Below are 22,219 nucleotides of genomic sequence, written 5' to 3'. Positions count from 1 at the left end.
CAACTGTTGCCCGGACAACAGTTGCCGGATGCTCGTCCCCGCCCGCGCCCAGGCAAACCGGCACTGGGGATTCCGGCATGCTGTGTGCAATCAGCTTCGACACCTACCGTTTTTTACTGCCTGCCCCAGGAGCCACACCATGACCGAACATCAGGTAATCAATCCGCTGTCCGTAGGCGTCGACTACGAAGCCCTGGCCGAGCGCTTCCGGCCAATCTTCCAGAAGATCGCCGCCGGTGCCGTGGAGCGCGAGCACAGCCGTACCTTGCCTTATGAACCTATCCAATGGCTCAAGGAGGCCGGCTTCGGCGCGCTACGGGTGCCGGTGGAATACGGTGGCGGCGGCGCCTCCCTGCCCCAGCTGTTTCAACTGCTGATCGAGCTGGCCGAGGCCGATGCCAATGTGCCCCAAGCCCTGCGCGGCCACTTCGCCTTTGCCGAGGATCGTCTCAATGCGCCCCCTGGCCCGGCCCGGGACCTGTGGTTCAAGCGTTTTGTCGAGGGCGATATCGTCGGCTGCGCCTGGACTGAAATCGGCGCGGTGGAGATTGGCCAGGTGATCACCAAGGTGACGCCGGACGGCGACAAATGGCGCCTCAATGGCGAAAAGTTCTACAGCACCGGCAGCATTTTCTCCGACTGGATCGATGTCTACGCCCAGCGCAGCGATACCGGCGGCGATGTGATTGCCGCCGTAAGGACTCGCCAGAGCGGCATCCAGCAGAGCGATGACTGGGACGGTTTCGGCCAGCGCACCACCGGCAGTGGCACCTCGCGCTTTACCGACGCCGAAGTGGAGGCCGAGAACCTCATCGACTTCGCCACCCGCTTCAAATACCAGACCGCCTTCTATCAACTGGTGCTGCTGGCGACCCTGTCCGGGATCGGCCGCGCTGCACTGCGCGATGTGGCTCACGAAGTGCGGGTGCGCAAGCGCATCTACAGCCATGGCAACGCACCGCAGGTCAGCGCCGACGCCCAGGTGCAGCAGGTGGTGGGCGAGATTGCAGCCCTGGTGTATGCCGCCGAGGCGGCGACAGTCCGGGCAGCGGCGCCGGCGCAACGAGCGTACCTGGCGCGCTTTGCCGGGGATCAGGTGAAGGAACGTGAAGCCAATGTGGCCGCGGAAATCGAATCGGCCACGGCCCAGGTGGTGGTGAGCGAACTGATCCAGCGCGCCACCAGCGAACTGTTCAATGCCCTGGGGGCTTCGGACATTCGCCAGGGCAAGGCCCTGGATCGGCATTGGCGCAATGCGCGGACCGTGTCGTCCCATAACCCGGTGATCTACAAGGCACGGATTGTCGGTGACTGGCGTATCAACGGCAGCGAACCGCCTTTTGTCTGGCAGATCGGCAACGGCCCGCAACGCTGACCCTTCCCTGCACCGTCCGTAGGAGCTGGCTTGCCAGCGAAGGCACCCTCCGGTCGTGCACAAGGCTCAAGGGCTCATTCGCCGGCAAGCCGGCTCCTACGCTTTCCGGGCCCTGCGCCGTCCGTAGGAGCTGGCTTGCCAGTGAGGGCGCCCTCCGATCGTGCGCAAGACTCAAGGGCTCACTCGCCGGCAAGCCGGCGCCTGGGATAGGGGTACCAGACCAAGGTCGAGGCGGTCGCGCAGCGGGCGGGGTTGCAGGTAAGATGGCGACCTTTCGCGCAGCCCCCTTTTGCGCTTCCCGCCGAACAATAAGCCGAATCCATGCCCTTCGAACTCAGCGTAGACCTGACCACCCTCGCCATTCTCGCCCTCGTAGCGTTCATCGCCGGTTTCATCGACGCCATCGCTGGCGGCGGCGGGCTGCTCACCACGCCGGCCCTGCTGACGGCCGGGCTGCCGCCGCACTTGGTCCTGGGTACCAACAAGCTCAGTTCGACCTTCGGTTCCGCCACCGCCAGCTTCACCTTCTATCGCCGCAAGCTGTTCCACCCCCGGCAATGGACCCACGCTATTGTTGGTACCTTGGTGGGGGCGCTGACCGGGGCCATCGTCGCCCATTACCTGCCGGCCGAGTGGCTGAACAAGATGCTGCCGGTGATCGTCTTCGCCTGTGGCCTGTACCTGCTGTTCGGCGGCACGCCCAAGGCGCCGCTGGACAGCGACGCACCCATCAAGAAGAAGTGGCAATCGAGCCAGGGCTTCAGCCTGGGCTTCTATGACGGCGTGGCTGGGCCCGGCACCGGGGCGTTCTGGACCGTGAGCAGCCTGCTGCTCTACCCCATCGACCTGGTCAAGGCCAGCGGCGTGGCCCGCAGCATGAACTTCGTCAGCAACATCGCAGCGCTGTCGGTGTTCGTGTTCTCCGGGCAGGTGGACTGGATCATCGGCCTGTGCATGGGCCTGTCGGTGATGGTCGGGGCGTTCTTCGGCGCACGCACCGCCATCAGCGGTGGTGCCAAGTTCATTCGCCCGGTGTTCATCACCGTGGTCCTGGGGTTGACCGTGCGCCTAGCCTGGCAGCACTGGTTCAGCGTGGCCTAGACGGCGCGCCACATAGAGGTCGATCAGGTAGCGGGCAATCGAGCGCGAGGCCGGCAACGGCGGCAGCGCGTGCACGTTGAACCACTGGGCATCCTCGATCTCGTCTTCCTGGGGGATGATCTCGCCAGCGGCGTATTCGGCATGAAAGCCCAGCATCATCGAATGCGGGAACGGCCAGCACTGACTGCCCACGTACTGGATGTTCCTGACCTCGATACTCACCTCTTCGCGCACTTCGCGGATCAGGCAATCCTCCGCCGACTCACCGGGCTCGGCAAAGCCGGCCAGGGTGCTGTAGACACCCGTAACGAAACGCGGAGAACGGGCCAGAAGAATCTCGTCGCCCCGGGTGATCAGCACGATCATGCTCGGTGAAATGCGCGGATAGGCCCGCAGATCGCAGGGCTCGCAATACATTGCCCGCTCCCCCGGCACTTGCCGCGTGGCCCGGCCGCAACTGCCGCAAAAGCGATGTTCCCGGGCCCAGGTGCCGATCTGTGCGGCGTAGCCCAGGACCTTGTACAGGGTGTGATCGCCCTCCAGCATGAAGGCTCGCAGGCTTTTCCAGCGACAGCCCGGCACCTCGGCGCGGCCACTGAGTTCCAGCAGGTACACCGGCTCGCCATCGAGGTGGCCGATGCCGTGTTCCGCCAGCAGCGGCAGGTCCTGGCCCTTGAGCCAGTGCCGCGGAAACAGCGCGCCGTTGTCGTCATGGAGAAAGCCTTCCGGGCCGCGGGCCACGGCCCAGCCGCCAGGAAGGTCGGTGTCGAGTACTGCGGTGGTCCAGCGTGCAATCATCGTCAATCAATCCAGAAATTCGGGTTTCTGTTTGCTCATGTGGGCGGCAATGGCCACACGCAAGTCGTTGGACTGCAACATGGCGGCGTTCCAGGTGGCGACATATTCCAGGCCGTCATCGATCCGGTGGTCACGCATGTAGCTGAGCATTTCCTTGGTGCCGCTGACCGCGATCGGCGATTTGGCGGCAATCTCCCGGGCAATCTCCATGACCCCGTCCAGCAGGCTGGCGGCATCGCTGTAGGTGCGGTTGACCAGGCCGATGCTGCGCGCTTCCTCGGCACCGAAGGTGCGCCCAGTGTAGGCCAGCTCGCGCAGCATGCCGTCGCCGATGATACGTGGCAAACGTTGCAATGTGCCGACATCCGCCGCCATGCCGATATCGATTTCCTTGATGGAGAACTGGGCATCGTCAGCGGCATAGCGCATGTCGCAGGCGCTGATCAGGTCGATGGCGCCCCCCAGGCAATAGCCCTGGATGGCCGCCAGCACTGGCTTGCGGCAGTTGTCCACGGCGGTGAAGGAGGATTGCAACTGGAGAATCTTGCGCCTTAGCAGACGGGCGTTGCGGCCCACGTCCTTGCCCAGTTCGTTGGCCACGCCGGCCAGCAGCATCAGGTCTATACCTGAGGAAAAATGCTTGCCGGCGCCACTGAGCACCACCACCCGCACCGCATCGGTGTCATCGATCCAGCGGAAGATCTCGACGATCTCGCTCCAGAACGCGGCGTTCATGGCATTGATCTTTTCCGGCCGATTGATCTGCACATGGGCGATGTTGTCAGCGAGTTCGACGCGAAAGGCTTGGTATTCGGACATGGCAGTGATCCTTTACTGGGCGGAAAATGAGGGCCGAACTATAGCAAGTGGCGGCGCCGCCCCGTAAGGCAGCGCATTGGCCAAAAACGGGACTGGCCGCAGGCTGGCGCGCGTCCTTGAAGGCACGCCGGTTTGTGTAGCCGCTGCCGCAGGCTGCGAACGGGCCCTGAGGGCACGCTGGAGCAGACGCCGCGTTGCTCCAGCTGCGTCGCCGATCGCAGGTTCGGCAGCGGCTAAAAGGCCGTGGGCGCCGTTCAGCGGGTGGTCGGGGGCGGCAGGCTCAGGCGAAAACGCGCGCCACCCAGGGGCGAGGCTTCCACGGTCAGGGTGCCGTCCTGGGCTTCCAGGGCCCGGCGGCTGATGGCCAGGCCCAGGCCGAATCCGCCGGTGGCGCGGTCGCGGCTGCGGTCCAGGCGGTAGAAGGGTTCGAATACCCGCTCGCGCTCGTCGTCAGGAATGCCGATGCCGTCGTCGTCGACCCAGATTTCACACCCCTCGTCGCTGACCAGCACGCCCACCTGAATGCGTTTCTCACAGTAACGGGTGGCATTGCGCAGCAGGTTCTGCAGGGCCCGAGCAGTCAGCCGCGGGTCCAGGGTGAAACGCTCCAGGGTGCCGTGCAGCAGGACATCGATGACGATGTCCGATTCCAGTTCATCGTCGACGCTGCCAAGGATGCTGTCGATGAACTCGTCCAGCGACACCTCGACCTGCTCCGGCAGGCAGGCCGGATTCTGCAGGCGGCTGTAGGACAGCAGCTCCAGCACCAGTTCATCCAGTTCACGAATATGCGCCACCAGCCCTTGCAGACGCTCGCGGCTGGCGGCGGGCAGATCGTCGGAGAGCACCAGGGCCAGGCCGAAATCCAGTCGGGTCAAAGGCGTGCGCAACTCGTGGGACACCGCATTGAGCAAGTCCCGCTGCTGGTTCAGGAGTTGCTCGATGTCCCCGGCCATGGTGTCGAAGACATGGGCCAGGCTGCCGATGTTGGAGCTGCCGGGCAGTTGCGTGCGTTCACTCAAGTGGCCCTTGCCGAAGCGCTCGGCGGTGCGCTTCAAGCGTTCCAGATCGCGCCAGTGGGGCCTGACCCAAAGCAACAGGCAGGCCAGCAGCACCGCGACGATCAGCACGTTGATGCTCCAGTACAGCAGGTTGACGTCCAGAGGGTCCGGCGGCACCACCAGCTTCACCGCCAGCTGGTCATCCAGCGGCGACACTGCCAGTGTGCGCCAGCCCCAGTCTCCCAGGCGCACGACCTTCTCGCCGCGCTCCAGGCGCTCACGCTCGTAAAGGCTGAAGTCCGGATCGTCGATGCGCACCAGAGCCACCTGCAGCGGGTGGAACTCTTCGTCCATTTCCTCAGCCAGGGTCGGCCACTGGGACGCAGGCAGGGCGCGAAACTGCTTGACGATCAAGCTCTGCAGCCCCCGGGACTGATCCAGGTTGTAGTCCAGGAAACGCTCGTGGAAGACCTTGATCACCAGGTCGGGAATCAGGTAGATCGCTGCGCTGAAGGCGACGATGGTGATCAGGTACAGCCGGATCAGGATGCGCAGCATGGACTCAGCATTCCCACTCGGAACGGCTGAACAGATAGCCCTTGCCCCAGACGGTCTTGATCTTGCGCGCCTCGCCGGCATGGTCGTCGAACTTGCGTCGCAGCTTGGAGATGGCCACGTCCACCGAGCGATCGGTGCCGTTGAACTCGATGCCCCGCAGGCGCTGGAGGATCTGGTCGCGACTGAGCACTTCACCGGCATGTCGGGCCAGCACCACCAGCAGGTTGTACTCACCGCTGGACAGTTCCACCAACTGCTCGCGCCAGGTCACGGTGCGCTCGGAGAGGTCGATGCACAGGTTGCCCATGAGGATCTGGTCGCTGGCGGTCTGGGGCTCACTCAGGCTGCTGCGGCGCAACAAGGTACGCACCCGTGCCAACAGCACTCGCGGTTCGCAAGGTTTTGTCACATAGTCGTCGGCGCCCATTTCCAGACCCAGGACCTGATCATGGCTATCATCGCGCGCGGTCAGCATCAGGATCGGCAAAGTCGCCGAGTCGGCGCGCAACAAACGGCAGACCTGCAAACCGTCCAGCCCCGGCAACATCAGGTCGAGGATCACCAGGTCCGGCGGATTGGTCTTGGCCCGCTCCCGCACCTGATCGCCACGACTGATCACACTGACTTGATAGCCATTGCGCTCCAGATAACTGGCAATCAGTTCCGAGAGGGCGGAGTCGTCTTCGACGAGAAGAATATTGGGCATGAGCTGAGGTCTTTATTGAAGAAATACAGAGTACCGGCGTTTCTTATAGAGCACCGGCTACAACCAGCGAGGCGCCAAGGATATACAACAGCGGCAGCCCGGGCGCGCCCGCTTCACACTTTTTCACACAGCACCTACACAGCTTCACAGCGGGCCTTGACCCATGCCCTTAGCATGCCGAGGTCATTATTGGGGTATCAGCATGTCGAATAAACTCTTCGCGCCACTCTGCCTGTTGGTTCTGGCAGGGGCGCTGAGCGCCTGCGGCCAAACCGAAGGCGAACAGACACCACCGACCGCCACGGTGCGGATCGAGACGATCCAGAGCCAGGCCCTGTCCATCACCAGCGAACTGAGCGGGCGCATTGCCGCACCGCGGATCGCCGAAGTCCGCGCCCGAGTGGCCGGGGTGGTGCTGCAACGGACCTTCCGCGAGGGTTCCGACGTCAAGCAGGGTGACGTGCTGTTCCGCATTGACCCGGCGCCCTTCCAGGCCGATCTGGACAGCGCCCGGGCCAACCTGCGCAAGGCCGAGGCCAGCGCCTTCCAGGCGCGCCTGCAGGAACAGCGCTTTGCCAAGCTGATCGCCGACCAGGCCATCAGCGGCCAGGAATACGACAACGCCCGGGCGACCCGGCGCCAGGCCGATGCCGAAGTCGCGGCCAATCAGGCCGCAGTCAAACGTGCCAGGCTCAATCTGGACTTCGCCACCGTTACCGCGCCGATTTCCGGTCGCGTCGGCCGCGCCCTGGTGACCGAAGGCGCCCTGGTGGGCCAGAACGAAACCACGCCTCTGGCGCTGATCCAGCAACTGGACCCGATCCACGCCGACCTGACCCAATCCACCCGTGAGCTCAATGATCTGCGCCGGGCCTTGCGGGCCGGGCACTTGCAACAGGTGGGCAAGGACCAGGCCAAGGCCACCCTGATCCAGGACGACGGCAGCCTCTATCCGTTGCCGGGCAAACTGCTGTTCGCCGACATCAGCGTCGACCCGAGCACCGGGCAGATCATCCTGCGTAGCGAGTTCCCCAACCCGGACCTCGATCTCTTGCCCGGCAGCTTCGTGCGCGTGCGCCTGGAGCAGGCCGTCAACCAGCAGGGCATCAGCGTGCCGCAACGGGCCATCCAGCGTGACAGCGCCGGCGTCGCCCAAGTGTTGCTGGTGAATGCCGAGAACCGTGTGGTGCAACACCCGGTGCAACTGGGCGGGGTACAGAAAGACCGCTGGATCGTCACCGAAGGGCTCAAGCCCGGTGACCGCATCATCGTCGAAGGCTTGCAGCACGCCCGTCCCGGCGAGCTGGTGCAGATCGACGACACGCCCCTTCCGCTCGCTCAGAATCCTGGCCAGTAGGTAGTACGACATGCCGCAATTCTTTATTGACCGCCCGGTATTCGCCTGGGTGGTCGCCTTCTTCATCCTGTTGGGTGGCGCCCTGGCGATTCCCCAACTGCCGGTGGCCCAGTACCCCAACGTGGCGCCGCCGCAGATCGAGATCTACGCGGTCTATCCCGGCGCCTCGGCACAGACCCTGGACGAATCGGTGGTCAGCCTGATCGAGCAGGAGCTCAATGGCGCCGATCACCTGCTGTACTTCTCCTCCCAGAGCAGCCTGGGCAGCGCCACCATCACCGCCACCTTCCAGCCCGGCACCAATCCGGAGCTGGCCCAGGTCGATGTGCAGAACCGCCTCAAGGCGGTGGAACCGCGCCTGCCCCAGGCCGTGACCCAGCAAGGCCTGCAGGTGGAGAAAGTCTCCGCCGGCTTCCTGTTGCTGATCACCCTGACCTCCAATGACGGGCGCCTCAACGATGTGGCCCTCAGCGACTACCTGGCGCGCAACGTGATGAACGAGATCCGTCGCGTGGACGGGGTTGGCAAGGCCCAGCTGTACGGCGCCGAACGGGCCATGCGCATCTGGGTCGACCCGCAGAAGCTGATCGGTTTCAACCTGACCCCGGCGGACGTCAATGCTGCGGTCGCGGCGCAGAACGCCCAGGTGCCGGCCGGCAGCATCGGCGACCTGCCCAACCCCTCCAGCCAGGAAATCACCGCGACCATTCTGGTCAAGGGCCAGTTGACCACCCCCGAGGAGTTCGCCGACATTGTCCTGCGGGCCAATCCCGACGGCTCTACGGTGCGCATCGGCGATGTCGCGCGGGTGGAAGTCGGCAGCCAGGAATACCAGTTCGGCACACGCCTGAACGGCAAGCCCTCCACCGCTGTTGGCGTGCAGCTGTCCCCCGGGGCCAACGCGCTGAATACCGCGACCCTGATCCGCGCCAAGATGGACGAACTGTCGCGCTACTTCCCCACCGGGGTGGAATACAAGATCCCCTATGACACCTCGCCCTTCGTCAAGGTCTCGATCACCAAAGTGATCTACACCCTGATGGAAGCCATGGCCCTGGTGTTCCTGGTGATGTTCCTGTTCCTGCAGAACATCCGCTACACCCTGATCCCGACCCTGGTGGTGCCGGTGGCGCTGATGGGCACCTTCGCCACCATGCTGGCCCTGGGGTTCTCCATCAACGTGCTGACCATGTTCGGCATGGTGCTGGCCATCGGTATCCTGGTGGACGATGCCATCGTGGTGGTGGAGAACGTCGAGCGGATCATGGCCACCGAGGGCCTGTCGCCCAAGGAAGCCACGCGCAAGGCCATGAAGCAGATCACCGGGGCCATCATCGGCATCACCCTGGTGCTGGTGGCGGTGTTCATTCCCATGGCCTTCATGCCGGGTTCGGTGGGGGTGATCTACCAGCAGTTCTCCCTGTCCATGGCCACCTCGATCCTGTTCTCGGCCTTCCTTGCCCTGACCCTGACCCCGGCCCTGTGCGCCACCCTGCTCAAGCCCATCGCCGCCGGCGAGCACCATGAGCGCAAGGGCTTCTTCGGCTGGTTCAACCGGCGCTTCGAACGCCTGAGCAACCGCTACGAGGGCGGCGTGAGCTACGCCCTCAAGCGCACCGGCCGCTACCTGCTGATCTACGTCGCGCTGCTGGCGATCATGGCGCTGCTGTTCAGCCGCCTGCCCTCCTCGTTCCTCCCGGTGGAAGACCAGGGCTACACCATCACCGACATCCAGCTGCCGCCCGGGGCCAGCCAGAACCGCACGATCAAGGTGGTGGAACAGATCGAGGCGCATAACGCCGGCGAACCGGGGGTGGGCGACAGCACCATCATCCTCGGCTTCAGCTTCTCCGGTAGCGGACAGAACGCGGCCCTGGCCTTCACCACCCTCAAGGACTGGTCGCAACGGGGCAGCGACGACTCGGCCATGGCCATTGCCGACCGCGCCAACGGCGCCCTGAGTGCGATCAAGGACGCCGTGGTGTACGCCGTGCTGCCGCCGCCGATCGACGGCCTGGGCACCTCCAGTGGCTTCGAATTCCGTCTGCAGGACCGTGGCGGCGTCGGCCACGCCGCGCTGATGCAGGCCCGGACCGAGCTGCTGGCTGCCACGGAAAAGAGCCCGATCCTGGCCAACGTCCGCGAAAGCGCCCTGGCCGAAGCGCCCCAGGTGCAACTGGAAGTCGACCGCAAGCAGGCCAACGCCCTGGGCGTGTCCTTCGCCGATATCGGCAACCTGCTGTCCACGGCCCTGGGCTCGGCCTATATCAACGACTTCCCCAACCAGGGGCGCATGCAGCGGGTGGTGGTCCAGGCCGAAGGCGATCAACGCAGCCAGGTCGAGGACCTGCTGCGGATGAACGTGCGCAACAGCGCCGGCAAGATGGTGCCGCTGTCTGCTTTCGTCCGCGCCACCTGGACCCTGGGGCCGGCCCAGCTGACCCGCTACAACGGCTACCCGGCGATTGCCATTTCCGGCGAACCGGCTCCGGGCCACAGCACCGGTGAAGCCATGCAGGAAGTCGAGCGACTGGTGAGCCAGTTGCCCGCCGGCCTGGGCCTGGAGTGGACCGGTCTGTCGCTGCAGGAACGCCTCTCGGGCAGTCAGGCGCCGCTGTTGCTGGGCCTGTCGCTGCTGATCGTGTTCCTGTGCCTGGCGGCGCTCTACGAGAGCTGGTCGATTCCGACCTCGGTGCTGCTGGTGGTGCCCCTGGGGGTGCTGGGGGCGGTGCTGGCGGTGAGCTTGCGCGGGATGCCCAACGACGTGTTCTTCAAGGTCGGCCTGATCACCATCATTGGCCTGTCGGCGAAGAACGCGATCCTGATCATCGAGTTCGCCAAGAGCCTGTACGACGAAGGCCACGACCTGATCGACGCCACAGTGCAGGCAGCACGCCTGCGTCTGCGGCCGATCGTCATGACCTCCCTGGCCTTCATCCTCGGCGTGGTGCCCCTGGCCATTGCCACCGGCGCCAGTTCCGCCAGCCAGCAGGCCATCGGCACCGGGGTGATCGGCGGCATGATCACCGCGACCCTGGCGGTGATCTTCGTCCCGGTGTTCTTCGTGGTGGTCATGAAACTGGTAAAACGCGGTTCGTCCAAGGACTGAACCCAGACAAACGGGTCCCGATTCCGGGACCCGTTCCTTGCCTGATTGCCACGCTCAATCCAACCTCGAACGTCAGTCCTGCAACAGGCTGGTCAAACGCTCGCGAGAGGTCTCTGGCTCGCCTTCCACAGGCTGGGCAGAAGACAGGATGGGGGTGGAATAGAGCAACAGCAGAACCACAGCCAGACGCGTCAGCATGCTTTCGATCCTTGCTCGGGAAAGAGTCAATAATTCAGCGTCAAATTTAAACACATGGCTATGTGCCACTGCCAAGCATAATTTGTGCTGAGCCGCGTTTACATTCGAGGCTTTCACCTAAGTCGCGGATCATCTCCAGCAATGCCTTCACCCGCAGCGGCAAATTTCCGGCCGGGTACACCGCGTGCATCTGTGGGCTCTCACCGCTGCTGGAGGTGAGTTTGTACTCAGGACAAACCCGGATCAGGCGCCCCGCTGCCACTTCGGGCTCCGCCATCCAATCCGCCAAGCGGGCAATCCCGACGCCCGCCAGGGCTGCCTGGAATACCGCCAGACCGGAGCTGAAACGAAATTTGGGATGAACCCGAAAGCTGATGGCCTGCTCCTCACTGCGAAAATTCCACTCCTTGAGAATCCGTGGCGCCGTATGCAGGATCAGCGAATGCGCCTCCAGTGCCTCGATGGACTCGGGCATGCCGTTGCGCTCCAGGTAGCCGGGGCTGGCGTACAGATAACGTGAGTAACTCCAGAGCGCAAAGCCGATCAGGTCGCTGGATTGTGGAAACGCGCCGCGAATCGAGAAGTCCAGCTTGCTCTTGGCCGGATCGATGATCTCATCGGTGAAAATCACATCGATATTAACGTCTGGATAACGCTCGCAGTATTGCGCGATCAGCCGGGGCAATACCCCTTGTCCGAGAAACTCGGGGGCGGAAAAACGGATCCAGCCGGAGGCCAGGCCGCTGAGACCGGACAGGTCTTCATCCACCTCACGTTGCAGGTCGAGCATTTTGTACGCGTGGGGCAACAGGCATTCACCCGCTTCGGTCAAGCTCACGGCATTGGACGAGCGATTGAACAACTTGAGCCCCACACTTTCCTCCAGGGCTTGAACGGCACGGGTCAGCGCGCTGGGGGAGCGCCCCAGCGTCCGTGCCGCGGCGACGAAGCTGCGCTTGCGAGCCACGGTCGCGAAGGCTTCAAGTTCCCCCAACATATTCAATGCCACTGTCCACCTCATTGCATTTTTCACAACGCGGCATTGCAACACAAAAAAAGGCCCTTCCGTTAACCTTCCCGCTCAACCCACAAGGATGGGGCAAACAGGAGCGCAAGGACGTGTCAAAGCTGGATGAAGTAATCGGTAAAGCCGCAGCTTGTGTTGATGAAGTCACTCATGAATGGCTGGCAGGAAAATCAGTGACTTCGATCCGACGGGAGATACCGCAAATTCATCTGTCGCTCGAAGAACAACGCACACTTCAGGCCGGTCTGGCAGCGCTGGACGTGACCGATAGCGCCTCGGGTATCCGCCACATGCCGGCCCTGGGGCGGCTGCTGGAAAGTGCCCTGTGCCCGGAGAAAATCCAGCAGCTACGCAATTTTCCACAGGCCCGTGACGTGGCGATGATCGTCAGGGGGCTGCCGCTGGACCCGCAACTGCCGGCCACGCCCTATGACCTGGAGCCGGGTATCGAGAACGTATCGACGCTGGCCGGGGCTATCTTGTCCGTGCTGCAAACCCTGCAAACCCGCCCAGTGGCCTACGAGGGTGAAAGCGACGACACCGTGTTCCGTCACGTTTCGCCCAAGCACAAGCGAGAGACCGAAAAGAGTTCCTATGGCTCGCGCGCTGACCTGGGCATGCACGTTGACAACCCTCACCTGCCTTTGACCTGCGAACCCGTCTCGCAGTTGTCGGCCTGTCCGGAGTACCTGTCCCTGACCGGCCTGCGCTGCGAGCTCGATGTGCCGACGCGTATCGTCGCCATTGACGAGGTGCTGGCCATTCTGCCGGCCTGTGTCGAAGAGGAATTGTTACGACCGAACTTCACTGTTCGCCGACCGGCCTCCTTCGGCAAACAGGGGAATGTGCTGGAAAACGTCCCCTTGCTGTACAGAAGCGCAACCGATGGCCTGTATTGCCGCTACAACAAAGCGAGTGTCGAAGCGACCTGCGCCAATGCGCAGTTTGCCCTCCAACTGTTCGCCGCCGCCGCCAATCATCCCGATGTCGTGCACCACATACTGCTGCAACCAGGGGACATGCTGATCTTCAAGAACCAGCAAACCCTGCATGCCCGAGATGGTTTTACCCCCCGTTACGACGGCCGTGATCGCTGGATGTTGCGGGTCTTCGGGGTCAATGATCCGGCACGCGTAGTGCCGCTGGCCCCTCATCAACCCTACATAGGCAGAGCCTGATTTCATGGTCGATATTGTCATCCTTTGCGTGTTCGCCTTCGCCGCCGGCCTGATCGATGCGGCGGTGGGCGGTGGCGGACTGATCCAGATTCCCGCGCTATTCAACGTGCTTCCCACCGCTCAACCGGCGGCGCTGCTGGGTACCAACAAGGTCGCGGCCGCCTGCGGCACTGCATTCGCGGCCCGATCCTTCGTGCGCAAGGTGGTGATCAACTGGGGGCTTGTGATCCCCGCCGCCTGCGCGGCCTTTGTCATGGCCTTCTTCGGAGCCGCCACGGTGTCGTTCGTACCTCAGTCGATGATCCGGCCGGCGGTGCTGGTGTTGATTGTACTGATGGCGATCTACACCTTCTGGAAGAAAGATTTCGGCGCCCTGCACAAACCCATGCGCATCGGTACCAAGGAAAAACTGCTGGCGATCGTCATCGGCGGCGCCATCGGTTTCTATGATGGCCTGTTCGGTCCCGGCACTGGCAGCTTCCTGATCTTCCTGTTTATCCGCTGCTTCGCCTTCGACTTTCTGCATGCCTCGGCATCGGCCAAGCTGGTGAACATCGCGACCAACGTAGCGGCACTCATGTTCTTCATCCCAACGGGTAACGTGCTCTACCTGATCGCCATCCCCATGGCGGCATTCAACATCCTGGGCGCGCTCACTGGCACCTGGCTGGCCGTTCATAAGGGCGTGCCCTTTGTCCGGGCGCTATTCCTGGTGTTGCTGGTGATTCTGATCAGCAAACTGTCCTACGACATGCTCCTGTAAACCAGAGGAAAACTACATGCATCCGATGTTCGATCGCCTCGTGGCACTACTCGATGCCCGCTCAGCCTCCTACCGGGTGTTGATGCACGATGCCGAGGGCCAGTCGGCGCGCGTCGCCGAAATCCGTGGCACCGAGCCCGGCCAAGGCGCGAAGGCCATGCTTTGCTCCCTCAAGGGGCAGCCCGGGCCCTATGCCCTGGTGATACTGCCGGGCGACCAGAAGCTGGACATGAAAAAAGTCGGAGCGGCCCTGGGCGGGAAAAAAGCCGAGCTGGTGAAGGCCGAAACCGCCATGGAACTGACCGGGTGCCGGATCGGCGCCATCCCTCCTTTTGTTTTCGATGAGCGGATTCAATTGATCGTCGATCCGGCCTTGACCACAGGCTATGCAGAAATAGCCTTCAACGCGGGGCGGCTGGATGCGTCGATGGTGCTTGATACGCAGGATTATCTGGCGATTGCCATGCCTCGATTGCTGGACATCAGCCAGGCCTGAGCAAACCTTCCCCTTGCGCCCTCCCCTATGACATGCAGCAGACCTTGTCGATCGCAAGGTCGGCAAGCCATGCCGGCTTGGGCGCAAATCGTGTGGGGAACTCAGTGGCTACGGGGCAACCTAGATATCGCGCTGGACATGCCAGGTGGCTAGCCAGCGCAGGCGTAACGCTAGCCGATCAGCCGTGGCTCTTGTGATCCAGGGCGGCGTAGAAGTTGGCGCTTTGTTGCAGGTACTTCTGGGTGTAGGTGTTGGTGGAGGATGTCTTGCGGCTGATTTCCACGTTGGCGCTGGCTGGCAGGGCCACGCTGGCGGAAATGGCGGAGGCGGCGATCACGGAGAAGAGATTGAAATTCATCGGTATAACCCTCGGATTCAGTTGGCTTGCTTGCCCGTGTGGGCTGTAGAGCAAACTTACTCCCGAGGGTTGGCGGGAAAAAATGCTTTGCGGCAGTAGCTATTATCAGCGTGATTGATAGAAGCAGTCAGGCCCCGTAACACGGGGCCTGCGGCTTATTGACGCACCAGGAACTTGATGTCGCTGGGGGCTTCGAAGGGCAGTTTCTGCACCGTCTTGCCGAGGAAACCGGTCTTGGCGTCACGTTCGATCACCACGATTTCATTGCTTTTCTGGTTGCCGATCAGCACGTAGCGATTGCTCGGATCGAGGCTGAACTCCCGCGGGTGATCGCCTTCCACGGAACGTCGCTGGATCTCCTTGAGCTGGCCATTGCTCGGGTCGATGGCGAACACCAGCAACTGGTTGGCCGTGCCACGGTTACTGACATACAGGTACTGGCCGTCCTTGGAGGCATGCAGGGCCGCCGCGGCCTTTTTCTCCTTGGAGCCATTGGCCGCCAGATCCAGCAACTGACGCTGGGTCAGCTTGCCGTCCTGATAGTCAAAGACCGCCACCTGGGCGCTCATCTCCAGGGTCAGGTAGGCACGCTTGCCATCGGCACTGAACAGCAAGTGGCGCGGGCCGCTGCCTGGGGGCAACTGGACAAAGGCCGGTTCGGCGGGCGTCAGCGGGTGCTCCGGATTGGCCTTGGGGTCGTAGCGGTAGACAAAGATCTTGTCTGCCCCCAGGTCGTTGGCGAACACGAACCGGCCGTCCGGGGACGACACCGACGAATGCACGTGGGCCGACTGCTGGCGCTCGGGATCGACCCGGCTGCCCGGATGGCTGGTGAGCTGCACCACCGGCGACAGATGGCCGTCGGCGCTGACCGGCACCACCGCCAGGCTGCCGCCCGGGTCCACGTCCACCGAATAGTTGCTGACGAACAGGTAGTTGCCGTCGGCGCTCAGGCTGGAGTGAGTGGGCTCGTTGCCCTGGCTCTGCACCTGGTTGATCAGGTTCAGTTGATGGGTCTTGGGCGCCAGGCTGTAGCTGCTGACACGACCGATGGGGTCAACCTGCCCCGGGCTGTTTTCATTCACCACAAAGACGAATTTCTGGTCCTTGGACAGGGTCAGCCAGGACGGGTTGGAGCTCTTCACCACCTGCAACGGCTTGGCATCGATCCGCCCGGTCCCCTCGTTGAAACGCAGGCGATACAGGCCCTGGCTCTGCCCTTGGGTGTAGGAACCCACCAGCAGTTCCTGGGTCTGTGCCGGCGCGGCCTGGACCGCCATGGCACCAACGCTGCCGGCCATCAACAGCGGCCAGAAATTACGCATCTTCATGCTCACTCTCCTCTTCGTCGCGGGCACTGAACGCGCTCATGCACACCAGGCGGTGCTCGCCGGAATCAGCGACCAGGGTCCAGCTCTGCAGCGCCTGATCAAAAGTCGCGGCCTGCACCTGGGCCAGGGTAAAGCTCCAGCGCTTGGCGGCACGGCCATCCATGCACTCGATCAGCAGGCGCTGCTCGTCGAGGGTGAAGTCGAAGGCGTGCAGGCCGTCGATTTCCAGCATGTCGCAGGCTTCAAGGGCGGTGAGCAAGGTGTCGGTAGCAGCGGTCATAGCAATCAATCATCAATTGGAAAGGCGCAATCATAGCTGATCGGCGCCCAAGGATCGGGCCCGTATTGCGCCCCGTCATCACTCGCCGCCGGTGTGGCCTGCGGCCACTGTCGAAGGGGTCTGGCCATGCCCTGCGGCGCCAGCCTGTTCATGCCCTGGGAGCAGGCATGAAAAAGCCGCACCCGAGGGCGCGGCTTGGTGTTCAAAACGCCTGGATCAGTGAGCGAACAGCGAGTTGCCCTTCTGCCCCGCCAGCTTCTCCGGCTTGATCAGGAACCGCGCCAGGGCCGGCAGCAGCCACAGGGCACCGAACATGTTCCACAGCAGCATGAAGGTCAGCATCAGGCCCATGTCGGCCTGGAACTTGATCGCCGAGAAGATCCAGGTGCACACGCCGATGGCCAGGCACAGGCCGGTGAACAGCACCGCCTTGCCGGTGGAACGCAGGGTCTGGTAGTAGGCCTCCTGCAACGGCAGTCCGGCACGCAGGAAGCTTTCCAGACGGCTGTAGATATAGATGCCGTAGTCGACCCCGATGCCCACACCCAGCGCCACCACCGGCAAGGTCGCGACCTTGACGCCGATGCCCATGAAGGCCATCAACGCGTTGCCCAGCACCGAGGTCAGCACCAGCGGCAGGACGATGCACAGGGTCGCCGCCCAGGAGCGGAAGGTGATCATGCACATGCCGGCCACACAGATGTACACCAGGATCAGGATGGTCAGCTCGGATTCCTTGATCACCTCGTTGGTGGCCGCCTCGATCCCGGCGTTGCCAGCGGCGAGGATGAACTCCAGGCCATCCTTGTTGTGCTGCGCGGCGAATTCCTGCACCGCATGCACCGCGCGGTCCAGGGTCGCGGCCTTGTGGTCATTGAGGAACACCAGCACCGGCGCCAGGGAGCAGTTGTTGTTGTACAGGCCGTCGGCCCGGGCAATGGAGTTGTTGAGCACATCGGGGTTGCGCGACAGGGTTTCCCATTTCAGGTTGCCCTCGTTCATGCCCTTGATCATCTGCTTGGACACGGTCACCAGGGAGATCGCCGACTGCACGCCCTCGGTGTTCTGCATCTTCCACATCAACTCATCGATGGGGGCCATGGCTTCATAGCGCGAACAGCCTTCGGCCGCGGTCTTGACCATCACCACCAGCACGTCGGAGCTGGTGGAGTAGTTGCTGATGATGAAGTTGTTGTCCTTGTTGTAGCGCGAGTCGGGACGCAGCTCCGGCGCGCCCTGGTCGAGGTCGCCGATCTTCAGGTTCTGGCTGTACCAGAGGCCGCCGCCAAAGGCCACCAGGGCCAGGGCGATGGAGATCGGCGCCACTTTGGGGCTGGCAAAATTCGACAGCAGGCGCCAGAACGGATGCTCGCGGGAGGCATCCTTCTTGCTGCGTTCGATGGCGCGCTTGCTGATGCCGACGTAGGAAATCGCCACTGGCAGCAGGATCAGGTTGGTGAACACGATCACCGCCACACCGATGGAGGCACCGATGGCCAGCTCGCGGATCACCCCGATATCGATGATCAGCAACGTGATGAAGCCCACGGCGTCGGCGAGAATGGCGATCATCCCTGGCAGGAACAGTTGGCGGAAGGTCCGCCGCGCCGCGGTCAGGGCGTTGTCGGCGTCACTGGACTGCAGGGCGATACCGTTGATCTTCTGCACCCCGTGGGAGATGCCGATGGCGAAAATCAGGAACGGCACCAGCATCGAGTACGGGTCCAGGCCAAAGCCGAAGGCATGCATCAGCCCCAACTGCCAGACCACCGCCACCAGAGTAGTGATCAGCACCGCGATGGTGCTGCGGATGCACCAGGTGAACCAGTACAGCAGCACCAGGGTGATGATGAAGGCCACGCCGAAGAACATCACCACCATGATCAGGCCATCGATCAGGTCGCCGACCTTCTTGGCGAAGCCGACAATGTGGATCTTCACATTGGGGTTCTGCGCTTCGAACTTGTCGCGGATCTTTTCTTCCAGCTGATGGGAGAACTTCTGGTAGTCCAGGGCCAGCAGCTTGCCCTGGTCCTGAGGGTCCGGGTAGGACTCCAGCAACGGGATGTCGACGATGCTGGATTTGAAATCGTTGGCCACCAGGCGCCCGACCTGGCCGGACTTGAGGACGTTGTTGCGCAACTGGTCGAGGCTTTCGGGCGAGCCGTTATAGCTCTGGGGAATCACCTCGCCACCGGCGAAACCCTCTTCGGTCACCTCGGTCCAGCGCACGCTGGGGCTCCACAGCGACTTGAGCCCGGAGCGGTCGACGCCAGAGATGTAGAACACCTCGTCGTTGATCTGCCGCAGGGTCTCCATGTACTCCTGGGTGAAGATGTCGCCGTCGCGGGCTGCCACCGAGATACGCACGGTGTTGCCCAGGTTGGCCAGGTCGTTGCGGTGCTCCATCATCCGCTCGATGAACGGGTGCTTGAGCGGGATCATCTTTTCGAAACTGGTGGAAGGCCGAATCAGGGTCGCCTGCCAGAACAGAAAAGCGCTGACCAAGAGGCAAATGAAGATCACTGCCGGGCGGTTGTTGAAAATCAGGCGTTCGAGAAAGTTCGCCTTGTCCTGGTGATGACTGCTCATGGAATTCCCCACCTTCTTATTATGTGCCCGGCTTATTTGCCGACGTCAGCGCCGGTTGCCGCAGAGATCCGCACCCCGCCCTGCCCGGCCAGGATCAGCTTGCCATTGCCGGCAGCGGTCACCGCCGACAGCGAGAGGCGGTCCGCACGGTTGAATACGCTGAAGGTCTGGCCGTGGTCGGTACTGCGGATCACGCTGCCGCCGTTGCCGACGATCACCAGCGAGCCGTCGTCCAGCAAGGTAGCACCCGACAGGCCGAACTCCAGGGCGCCACGGGCAGCGTTCAACTCCACCTGCTCCCAGGTGTTGCCGAAATCCGTGGAACGATAGAGATTGCCCCGCAGGCCGAACACCAGCAGGGTCGCCGGCTGGCCGGTAGCGATCACGCCGAACAGCGAGCCTTCATAGGGACCTTCGAGGCGTTCCCAGGTCTGCCCGTCATCGGCGGAGCGGAACAAGCTGCCCTGCTCGCCGACGATAAACAGTCCGGAATCCTTGACCTGGGCAATGGCGTTGAGGTGGAACTGGTCTTCGTTGTCCAGGCGATCGCTGACGTCTTCCCAGTGCTGGCCACCGTCGGTGGTTTCCAGCAAGGCGCCATAGGCACCGACGGCGTAGCCGTTGCGGGTGTCCTTGAACCAGACATCGAGCAAGGGCGCTTCACGCTTGAGGTCCTGGAACTGCCGACTCCAGGTGACACCGCCATCGGTGCTGGCCAGGACCTGGGCATCGTGGCCCACCGCCCAGCCGTGCTGGTCATCGACAAAATACACCGCGGTCAGCAGTTGCCGGGTGGGCACCTTGGCCTGCACCCAGGACGCTCCCTGATCGTCGGAATAGAGAATGTGCCCGCGATCGCCCACGGCCACCAGGCGCTTGCCGGCGTGGACCACATCGAGCATCAGGCTTTTCGCCGCCTTGGGCGATTCGATGGAATAGACAGTATCCGCTGCGGTGGCAGCGGCCAGGACCGGTGTCGACAGCGTCACGACACCCAACAGCGAGAGCGCTGTAGCCAGCAATGCGAACGTGCGCAGCGCCGGCGGGCGGCCAACAACTACACCCATGACAGGCTCACTCATAGACCATTCCCCCATTATTATTGTCAGGTCATTTGACCTCTCAGGGCGCCTTCAGGGGTTTTCGATGCCTGGACCGACCGTGAAGATCGTCCTGAAACCTGCACTCTAGAGCCCCTTCAGCTGCGGGCTATCCTATCGGGCTTTGGAAAGGTCTGACAATCAACGCCACGTTATCTTTTGTTAATCACCGCGTCTGGCCAGGCCCCTGAATGCTCGGGCATTCGCTGGGCTGATCGATGCTCCTCTGCAGCAGGCGAGGAAGCGTTGATGCCGGTACGAAAAGCTTGTCAATTTAGCTGAGGTTTGCGCGACCTGTCGGCGTGTAGCGCCGGTACACGACCAAAGGCTGATCCAGGGCATAAGCCGCTGCTACCCAGTGTTGACTATGATGAGCTGCGTGGGTGGCGAGCCCGATGACCTTCAGGAGTGACGCATGATTGCCATACGCGAGGCGTGGAAGGCTGGCTTGCTCGGTCCCCGGCACTGGGCCCGCAACCTGGTGGCCGGGGTGATTGTCGGCGTGGTGGCGCTGCCCCTGGCCATGGCGTTTGCCATCGCCTCCGGGGTCAAGCCGGAACAGGGCATCTACACCGCCATCGTCGGCGGCCTGCTGGTGTCGCTGTTCGGCGGTAGCCGCTTGCAGATCGCCGGCCCCACCGGGGCCTTTATCGTGATTCTCGCCGGGGTCACCGCCAAATACGGGGTCGACGGCCTGCAACTGGCGACCATGATGGCCGGGATCATCCTGTTCCTGCTGGGCATCAGCCGCCTGGGCGCCCTGATCAAATTCATCCCCGACCCGGTGATTCTCGGCTTCACCGCCGGGATCGGGGTGATCATCTGGGTCAGCCAGTGGAAAGACTTTTTCGGCCTGCCCGCCGTCCAGGGCGAACACTTCCACCAGAAGCTCTGGCACCTGCTGCAAGCCCTGCCCGAACTGCATCTGGCCACCACCCTGCTGGCCTTGCTCAGCCTGACGCTGCTGTTGTGGGTACCCAGGATCCCCGCGCTCAAGCGCCTGCCGGCGCCGCTGGTGGCCATGGTCCTGGCCACCGCCTTGCAGTCACTGTTCCAGTTCCAGGGCGTGGCCACCATCGGCAGTGCCTTTGGCGGCATTCCCCAGGGCTTGCCGACCCTGCAACTGCCCGAGATCAGCCTGCCACGGATACTCGACCTGATAGGACCGGCCTTCGCCATCGCCATGCTCGGAGCCATCGAATCGCTGTTGTCGGCGGTGGTGGCCGACGGCATGGCTGGCACCCGCCACGACTCCAACCAGGAGCTGATCGGCCAGGGCATCGCCAACCTGGCCACACCGCTGTTTGGCGGGTTCGCCGCCACGGGTGCCATTGCTCGCACCGCCACCAACATCCGCAACGGCGGCAGCAGCCCGCTGGCCGGCATCACCCACGCCGTGGTGCTGGTGCTGATCATCCTGTTTCTCGCGCCGCTGGCGGCCAATATCCCGTTGTGCGCCCTGGCGGCGATCCTGTTCGTGGTGGCCTACAACATGAGTGAGCTGCACCACTTCAAGCGCATGGTGCAGCGCGCGCCCCGGGCGGATGTGGCAATCCTGCTGTGCACCTTTGTGCTGACGGTGTTCAGTGATCTGGTGATTGCGGTGAACATCGGGGTGATCCTGGCGATGCTGCATTTTCTGCGGCGCATGGCCTCCTCGGTGGAGGTGCAGCAGGTGGTGGGGGAGGATCTGGAGAACGAATTGCGCGGCAAAGGACGCGGGCACCTGCCTGCTGGGGTGCTGATCTATACCATCGAAGGCCCCCTGTTCTTTGGCGCTGCCGAAACCTTTGAACGGGCCCTGGCCCAGACCCATAGCGATCCCAGGCTGCTGATCATCCGCCTCAAGCATGTGCCGTTCATGGATATCACTGGGCTGCAGACCCTGGAGGAAGTGATAGGTCAGCTGCACAAGCGCGGGATCGTGGTGAAACTGTGCGAAGCCAACCTGAAGGTGCATGCCAAGCTTGAGCGCGTGGGCATCCTGCACGCCATTGGCGCGCAGAACTATCACCGCGACTTGAGCAGCGCACTGCCCCCCCTGTAGCCGCTGCCGCAGGCTGCGAACGGTC

Annotated in this window: 19 protein-coding genes; 8 read left to right on the top strand and 11 right to left on the bottom strand. The window is 63.1% G+C overall.

Annotation, left to right across the window (positions count from 1 at the left end):
- Positions 1 to 139 precede the first annotated feature (139 nt).
- A complete protein-coding gene (locus Q8O96_RS22045) occupies positions 140 to 1,375 on the top strand; it encodes an acyl-CoA dehydrogenase family protein (RefSeq protein ID WP_305949391.1) in 1,236 nt (411 codons plus the stop codon).
- Positions 1,376 to 1,696: 321 nt separating this feature from the next.
- Positions 1,697 to 2,476, top strand: a complete 780-nt coding sequence (locus Q8O96_RS22040; RefSeq protein WP_011061548.1) for a TSUP family transporter — start codon at positions 1,697 to 1,699, stop codon at positions 2,474 to 2,476.
- On the opposite strand, the gene nudC is transcribed toward Q8O96_RS22040, so the two are convergent.
- The 4 genes from nudC to Q8O96_RS22020 all read right to left on the bottom strand — a co-directional run bounded on the left by nudC (position 2,444) and on the right by Q8O96_RS22020 (position 6,358).
- Entirely contained in the window at positions 2,444 to 3,274 is an 831-nt protein-coding gene (gene nudC / locus Q8O96_RS22035) for an NAD(+) diphosphatase (protein ID WP_102865201.1), read from the bottom strand. The two genes, Q8O96_RS22040 and nudC, sit on opposite strands and share 33 nt — an antisense overlap.
- Positions 3,275 to 3,280: 6 nt before the next feature.
- A complete protein-coding gene (locus tag Q8O96_RS22030) occupies positions 3,281 to 4,093 on the bottom strand; it encodes a crotonase/enoyl-CoA hydratase family protein (RefSeq protein WP_102865202.1) in 813 nt (270 codons plus the stop codon).
- A 254-nt stretch (positions 4,094 to 4,347) separates the two neighbouring features.
- Positions 4,348 to 5,652 carry an ATP-binding protein gene (locus tag Q8O96_RS22025; RefSeq protein WP_102865203.1) on the bottom strand — a complete coding sequence of 435 codons (1,305 nt, stop codon included), beginning with the start codon at positions 5,650 to 5,652 and terminating at the stop codon, positions 4,348 to 4,350.
- A gap of 4 nt (positions 5,653 to 5,656) precedes the next feature.
- Positions 5,657 to 6,358 carry a response regulator transcription factor gene (locus tag Q8O96_RS22020; protein ID WP_102865204.1) on the bottom strand — a complete coding sequence of 234 codons (702 nt, stop codon included), beginning with the start codon at positions 6,356 to 6,358 and terminating at the stop codon, positions 5,657 to 5,659.
- 202 nt (positions 6,359 to 6,560) lie between these two features.
- On the opposite strand from Q8O96_RS22020, the gene Q8O96_RS22015 reads away from it, so the two are divergent.
- Together Q8O96_RS22015 and Q8O96_RS22010 are read left to right on the top strand one after the other, a co-directional pair.
- Positions 6,561 to 7,715, top strand: coding sequence for an efflux RND transporter periplasmic adaptor subunit (locus Q8O96_RS22015; RefSeq protein ID WP_102865205.1), 1,155 nt, complete (start codon positions 6,561 to 6,563; stop codon positions 7,713 to 7,715).
- Positions 7,716 to 7,725: 10 nt separating this feature from the next.
- Positions 7,726 to 10,824 (top strand): efflux RND transporter permease subunit, encoded by a 3,099-nt coding sequence (locus Q8O96_RS22010; RefSeq protein WP_102865206.1) that lies wholly within the window; start codon positions 7,726 to 7,728, stop codon positions 10,822 to 10,824.
- A gap of 72 nt (positions 10,825 to 10,896) precedes the next feature.
- Here Q8O96_RS22010 and Q8O96_RS22005 read toward each other — a convergent pair whose 3' ends face one another.
- Positions 10,897 to 11,022 carry a hypothetical protein gene (locus Q8O96_RS22005; protein WP_016965043.1) on the bottom strand — a complete coding sequence of 42 codons (126 nt, stop codon included), beginning with the start codon at positions 11,020 to 11,022 and terminating at the stop codon, positions 10,897 to 10,899.
- A gap of 58 nt (positions 11,023 to 11,080) precedes the next feature.
- Positions 11,081 to 12,031 (bottom strand): LysR family transcriptional regulator, encoded by a 951-nt coding sequence (locus Q8O96_RS22000; protein ID WP_102865207.1) that lies wholly within the window; start codon positions 12,029 to 12,031, stop codon positions 11,081 to 11,083.
- On the opposite strand from Q8O96_RS22000, the gene Q8O96_RS21995 reads away from it, so the two are divergent.
- Genes Q8O96_RS21995 through Q8O96_RS21985 form a run of 3 tightly spaced genes read left to right on the top strand, consistent with a single transcriptional unit; the run spans position 12,025 to position 14,486 of the window.
- Complete coding sequence (locus tag Q8O96_RS21995; RefSeq protein WP_243433679.1) at positions 12,025 to 13,227, top strand: TauD/TfdA family dioxygenase; 1,203 nt, start codon at positions 12,025 to 12,027, stop codon at positions 13,225 to 13,227. The two genes, Q8O96_RS22000 and Q8O96_RS21995, sit on opposite strands and share 7 nt — an antisense overlap.
- Positions 13,228 to 13,231: 4 nt before the next feature.
- Positions 13,232 to 13,990: a TSUP family transporter gene (locus Q8O96_RS21990; protein WP_102865209.1), complete on the top strand. Its 759-nt coding sequence runs from the start codon at positions 13,232 to 13,234 to the stop codon at positions 13,988 to 13,990.
- Positions 13,991 to 14,006: 16 nt separating this feature from the next.
- A complete protein-coding gene (locus Q8O96_RS21985; RefSeq protein ID WP_080963096.1) occupies positions 14,007 to 14,486 on the top strand; it encodes a YbaK/prolyl-tRNA synthetase associated domain-containing protein in 480 nt (159 codons plus the stop codon).
- A gap of 178 nt (positions 14,487 to 14,664) precedes the next feature.
- On the opposite strand, the gene Q8O96_RS21980 is transcribed toward Q8O96_RS21985, so the two are convergent.
- The 5 genes from Q8O96_RS21980 to Q8O96_RS21960 all read right to left on the bottom strand — a co-directional run bounded on the left by Q8O96_RS21980 (position 14,665) and on the right by Q8O96_RS21960 (position 20,129).
- Positions 14,665 to 14,844: a hypothetical protein gene (locus Q8O96_RS21980; protein ID WP_102865210.1), complete on the bottom strand. Its 180-nt coding sequence runs from the start codon at positions 14,842 to 14,844 to the stop codon at positions 14,665 to 14,667.
- A gap of 155 nt (positions 14,845 to 14,999) precedes the next feature.
- Complete coding sequence (locus tag Q8O96_RS21975) at positions 15,000 to 16,175, bottom strand: lactonase family protein (protein ID WP_102865211.1); 1,176 nt, start codon at positions 16,173 to 16,175, stop codon at positions 15,000 to 15,002.
- Positions 16,162 to 16,455, bottom strand: coding sequence for a DUF5629 family protein (locus tag Q8O96_RS21970; RefSeq protein WP_102865212.1), 294 nt, complete (start codon positions 16,453 to 16,455; stop codon positions 16,162 to 16,164). Before Q8O96_RS21970 ends, Q8O96_RS21975 begins: the two co-directional genes overlap by 14 nt.
- Positions 16,456 to 16,671: 216 nt before the next feature.
- On the bottom strand, positions 16,672 to 19,047 hold the full coding sequence (locus Q8O96_RS21965; protein WP_250330208.1) for an RND family transporter: 2,376 nt from the start codon (positions 19,045 to 19,047) through the stop codon (positions 16,672 to 16,674).
- 32 nt (positions 19,048 to 19,079) lie between these two features.
- Positions 19,080 to 20,129: a YCF48-related protein gene (locus tag Q8O96_RS21960; RefSeq protein WP_102865214.1), complete on the bottom strand. Its 1,050-nt coding sequence runs from the start codon at positions 20,127 to 20,129 to the stop codon at positions 19,080 to 19,082.
- A 433-nt stretch (positions 20,130 to 20,562) separates the two neighbouring features.
- On the opposite strand from Q8O96_RS21960, the gene Q8O96_RS21955 reads away from it, so the two are divergent.
- Positions 20,563 to 22,194 carry a SulP family inorganic anion transporter gene (locus tag Q8O96_RS21955; protein ID WP_207167807.1) on the top strand — a complete coding sequence of 544 codons (1,632 nt, stop codon included), beginning with the start codon at positions 20,563 to 20,565 and terminating at the stop codon, positions 22,192 to 22,194.
- Positions 22,195 to 22,219 lie beyond the last annotated feature (25 nt).

Origin of the sequence: Pseudomonas sp. LPH60 (assembly GCF_030718165.1) — a bacterium.
In the GTDB taxonomy this organism is placed as follows: domain Bacteria; phylum Pseudomonadota; class Gammaproteobacteria; order Pseudomonadales; family Pseudomonadaceae; genus Aquipseudomonas; species Aquipseudomonas danubii.
The sequence above is the reverse complement of the archived record's forward strand: the minus strand, read 5'-3'. Positions and strand labels throughout refer to the sequence as shown.

What these genes read in the sequence shown, in the direction of transcription:
- Q8O96_RS22045 (WP_305949391.1), top strand. Translation starts at nt 140, where the DNA reads ATGACCGAACATCAGGTAATCAATCCGCTGTCCGTAGGCGTCGACTAC.
- Q8O96_RS22040 (WP_011061548.1), top strand. Translation starts at nt 1,697, where the DNA reads ATGCCCTTCGAACTCAGCGTAGACCTGACCACCCTCGCCATTCTCGCC.
- nudC (WP_102865201.1), bottom strand. Translation starts at nt 3,274, where the DNA reads ATGATTGCACGCTGGACCACCGCAGTACTCGACACCGACCTTCCTGGC.
- Q8O96_RS22030 (WP_102865202.1), bottom strand. Translation starts at nt 4,093, where the DNA reads ATGTCCGAATACCAAGCCTTTCGCGTCGAACTCGCTGACAACATCGCC.
- Q8O96_RS22025 (WP_102865203.1), bottom strand. Translation starts at nt 5,652, where the DNA reads ATGCTGCGCATCCTGATCCGGCTGTACCTGATCACCATCGTCGCCTTC.
- Q8O96_RS22020 (WP_102865204.1), bottom strand. Translation starts at nt 6,358, where the DNA reads ATGCCCAATATTCTTCTCGTCGAAGACGACTCCGCCCTCTCGGAACTG.
- Q8O96_RS22015 (WP_102865205.1), top strand. Translation starts at nt 6,561, where the DNA reads ATGTCGAATAAACTCTTCGCGCCACTCTGCCTGTTGGTTCTGGCAGGG.
- Q8O96_RS22010 (WP_102865206.1), top strand. Translation starts at nt 7,726, where the DNA reads ATGCCGCAATTCTTTATTGACCGCCCGGTATTCGCCTGGGTGGTCGCC.
- Q8O96_RS22005 (WP_016965043.1), bottom strand. Translation starts at nt 11,022, where the DNA reads ATGCTGACGCGTCTGGCTGTGGTTCTGCTGTTGCTCTATTCCACCCCC.
- Q8O96_RS21995 (WP_243433679.1), top strand. Translation starts at nt 12,025, where the DNA reads ATGCCACTGTCCACCTCATTGCATTTTTCACAACGCGGCATTGCAACA.
- Q8O96_RS21990 (WP_102865209.1), top strand. Translation starts at nt 13,232, where the DNA reads ATGGTCGATATTGTCATCCTTTGCGTGTTCGCCTTCGCCGCCGGCCTG.
- Q8O96_RS21985 (WP_080963096.1), top strand. Translation starts at nt 14,007, where the DNA reads ATGCATCCGATGTTCGATCGCCTCGTGGCACTACTCGATGCCCGCTCA.
- Q8O96_RS21980 (WP_102865210.1), bottom strand. Translation starts at nt 14,844, where the DNA reads ATGAATTTCAATCTCTTCTCCGTGATCGCCGCCTCCGCCATTTCCGCC.
- Q8O96_RS21975 (WP_102865211.1), bottom strand. Translation starts at nt 16,175, where the DNA reads ATGAAGATGCGTAATTTCTGGCCGCTGTTGATGGCCGGCAGCGTTGGT.
- Q8O96_RS21970 (WP_102865212.1), bottom strand. Translation starts at nt 16,455, where the DNA reads ATGACCGCTGCTACCGACACCTTGCTCACCGCCCTTGAAGCCTGCGAC.
- Q8O96_RS21965 (WP_250330208.1), bottom strand. Translation starts at nt 19,047, where the DNA reads ATGAGCAGTCATCACCAGGACAAGGCGAACTTTCTCGAACGCCTGATT.
- Q8O96_RS21960 (WP_102865214.1), bottom strand. Translation starts at nt 20,129, where the DNA reads ATGAGTGAGCCTGTCATGGGTGTAGTTGTTGGCCGCCCGCCGGCGCTG.
- Q8O96_RS21955 (WP_207167807.1), top strand. Translation starts at nt 20,563, where the DNA reads ATGATTGCCATACGCGAGGCGTGGAAGGCTGGCTTGCTCGGTCCCCGG.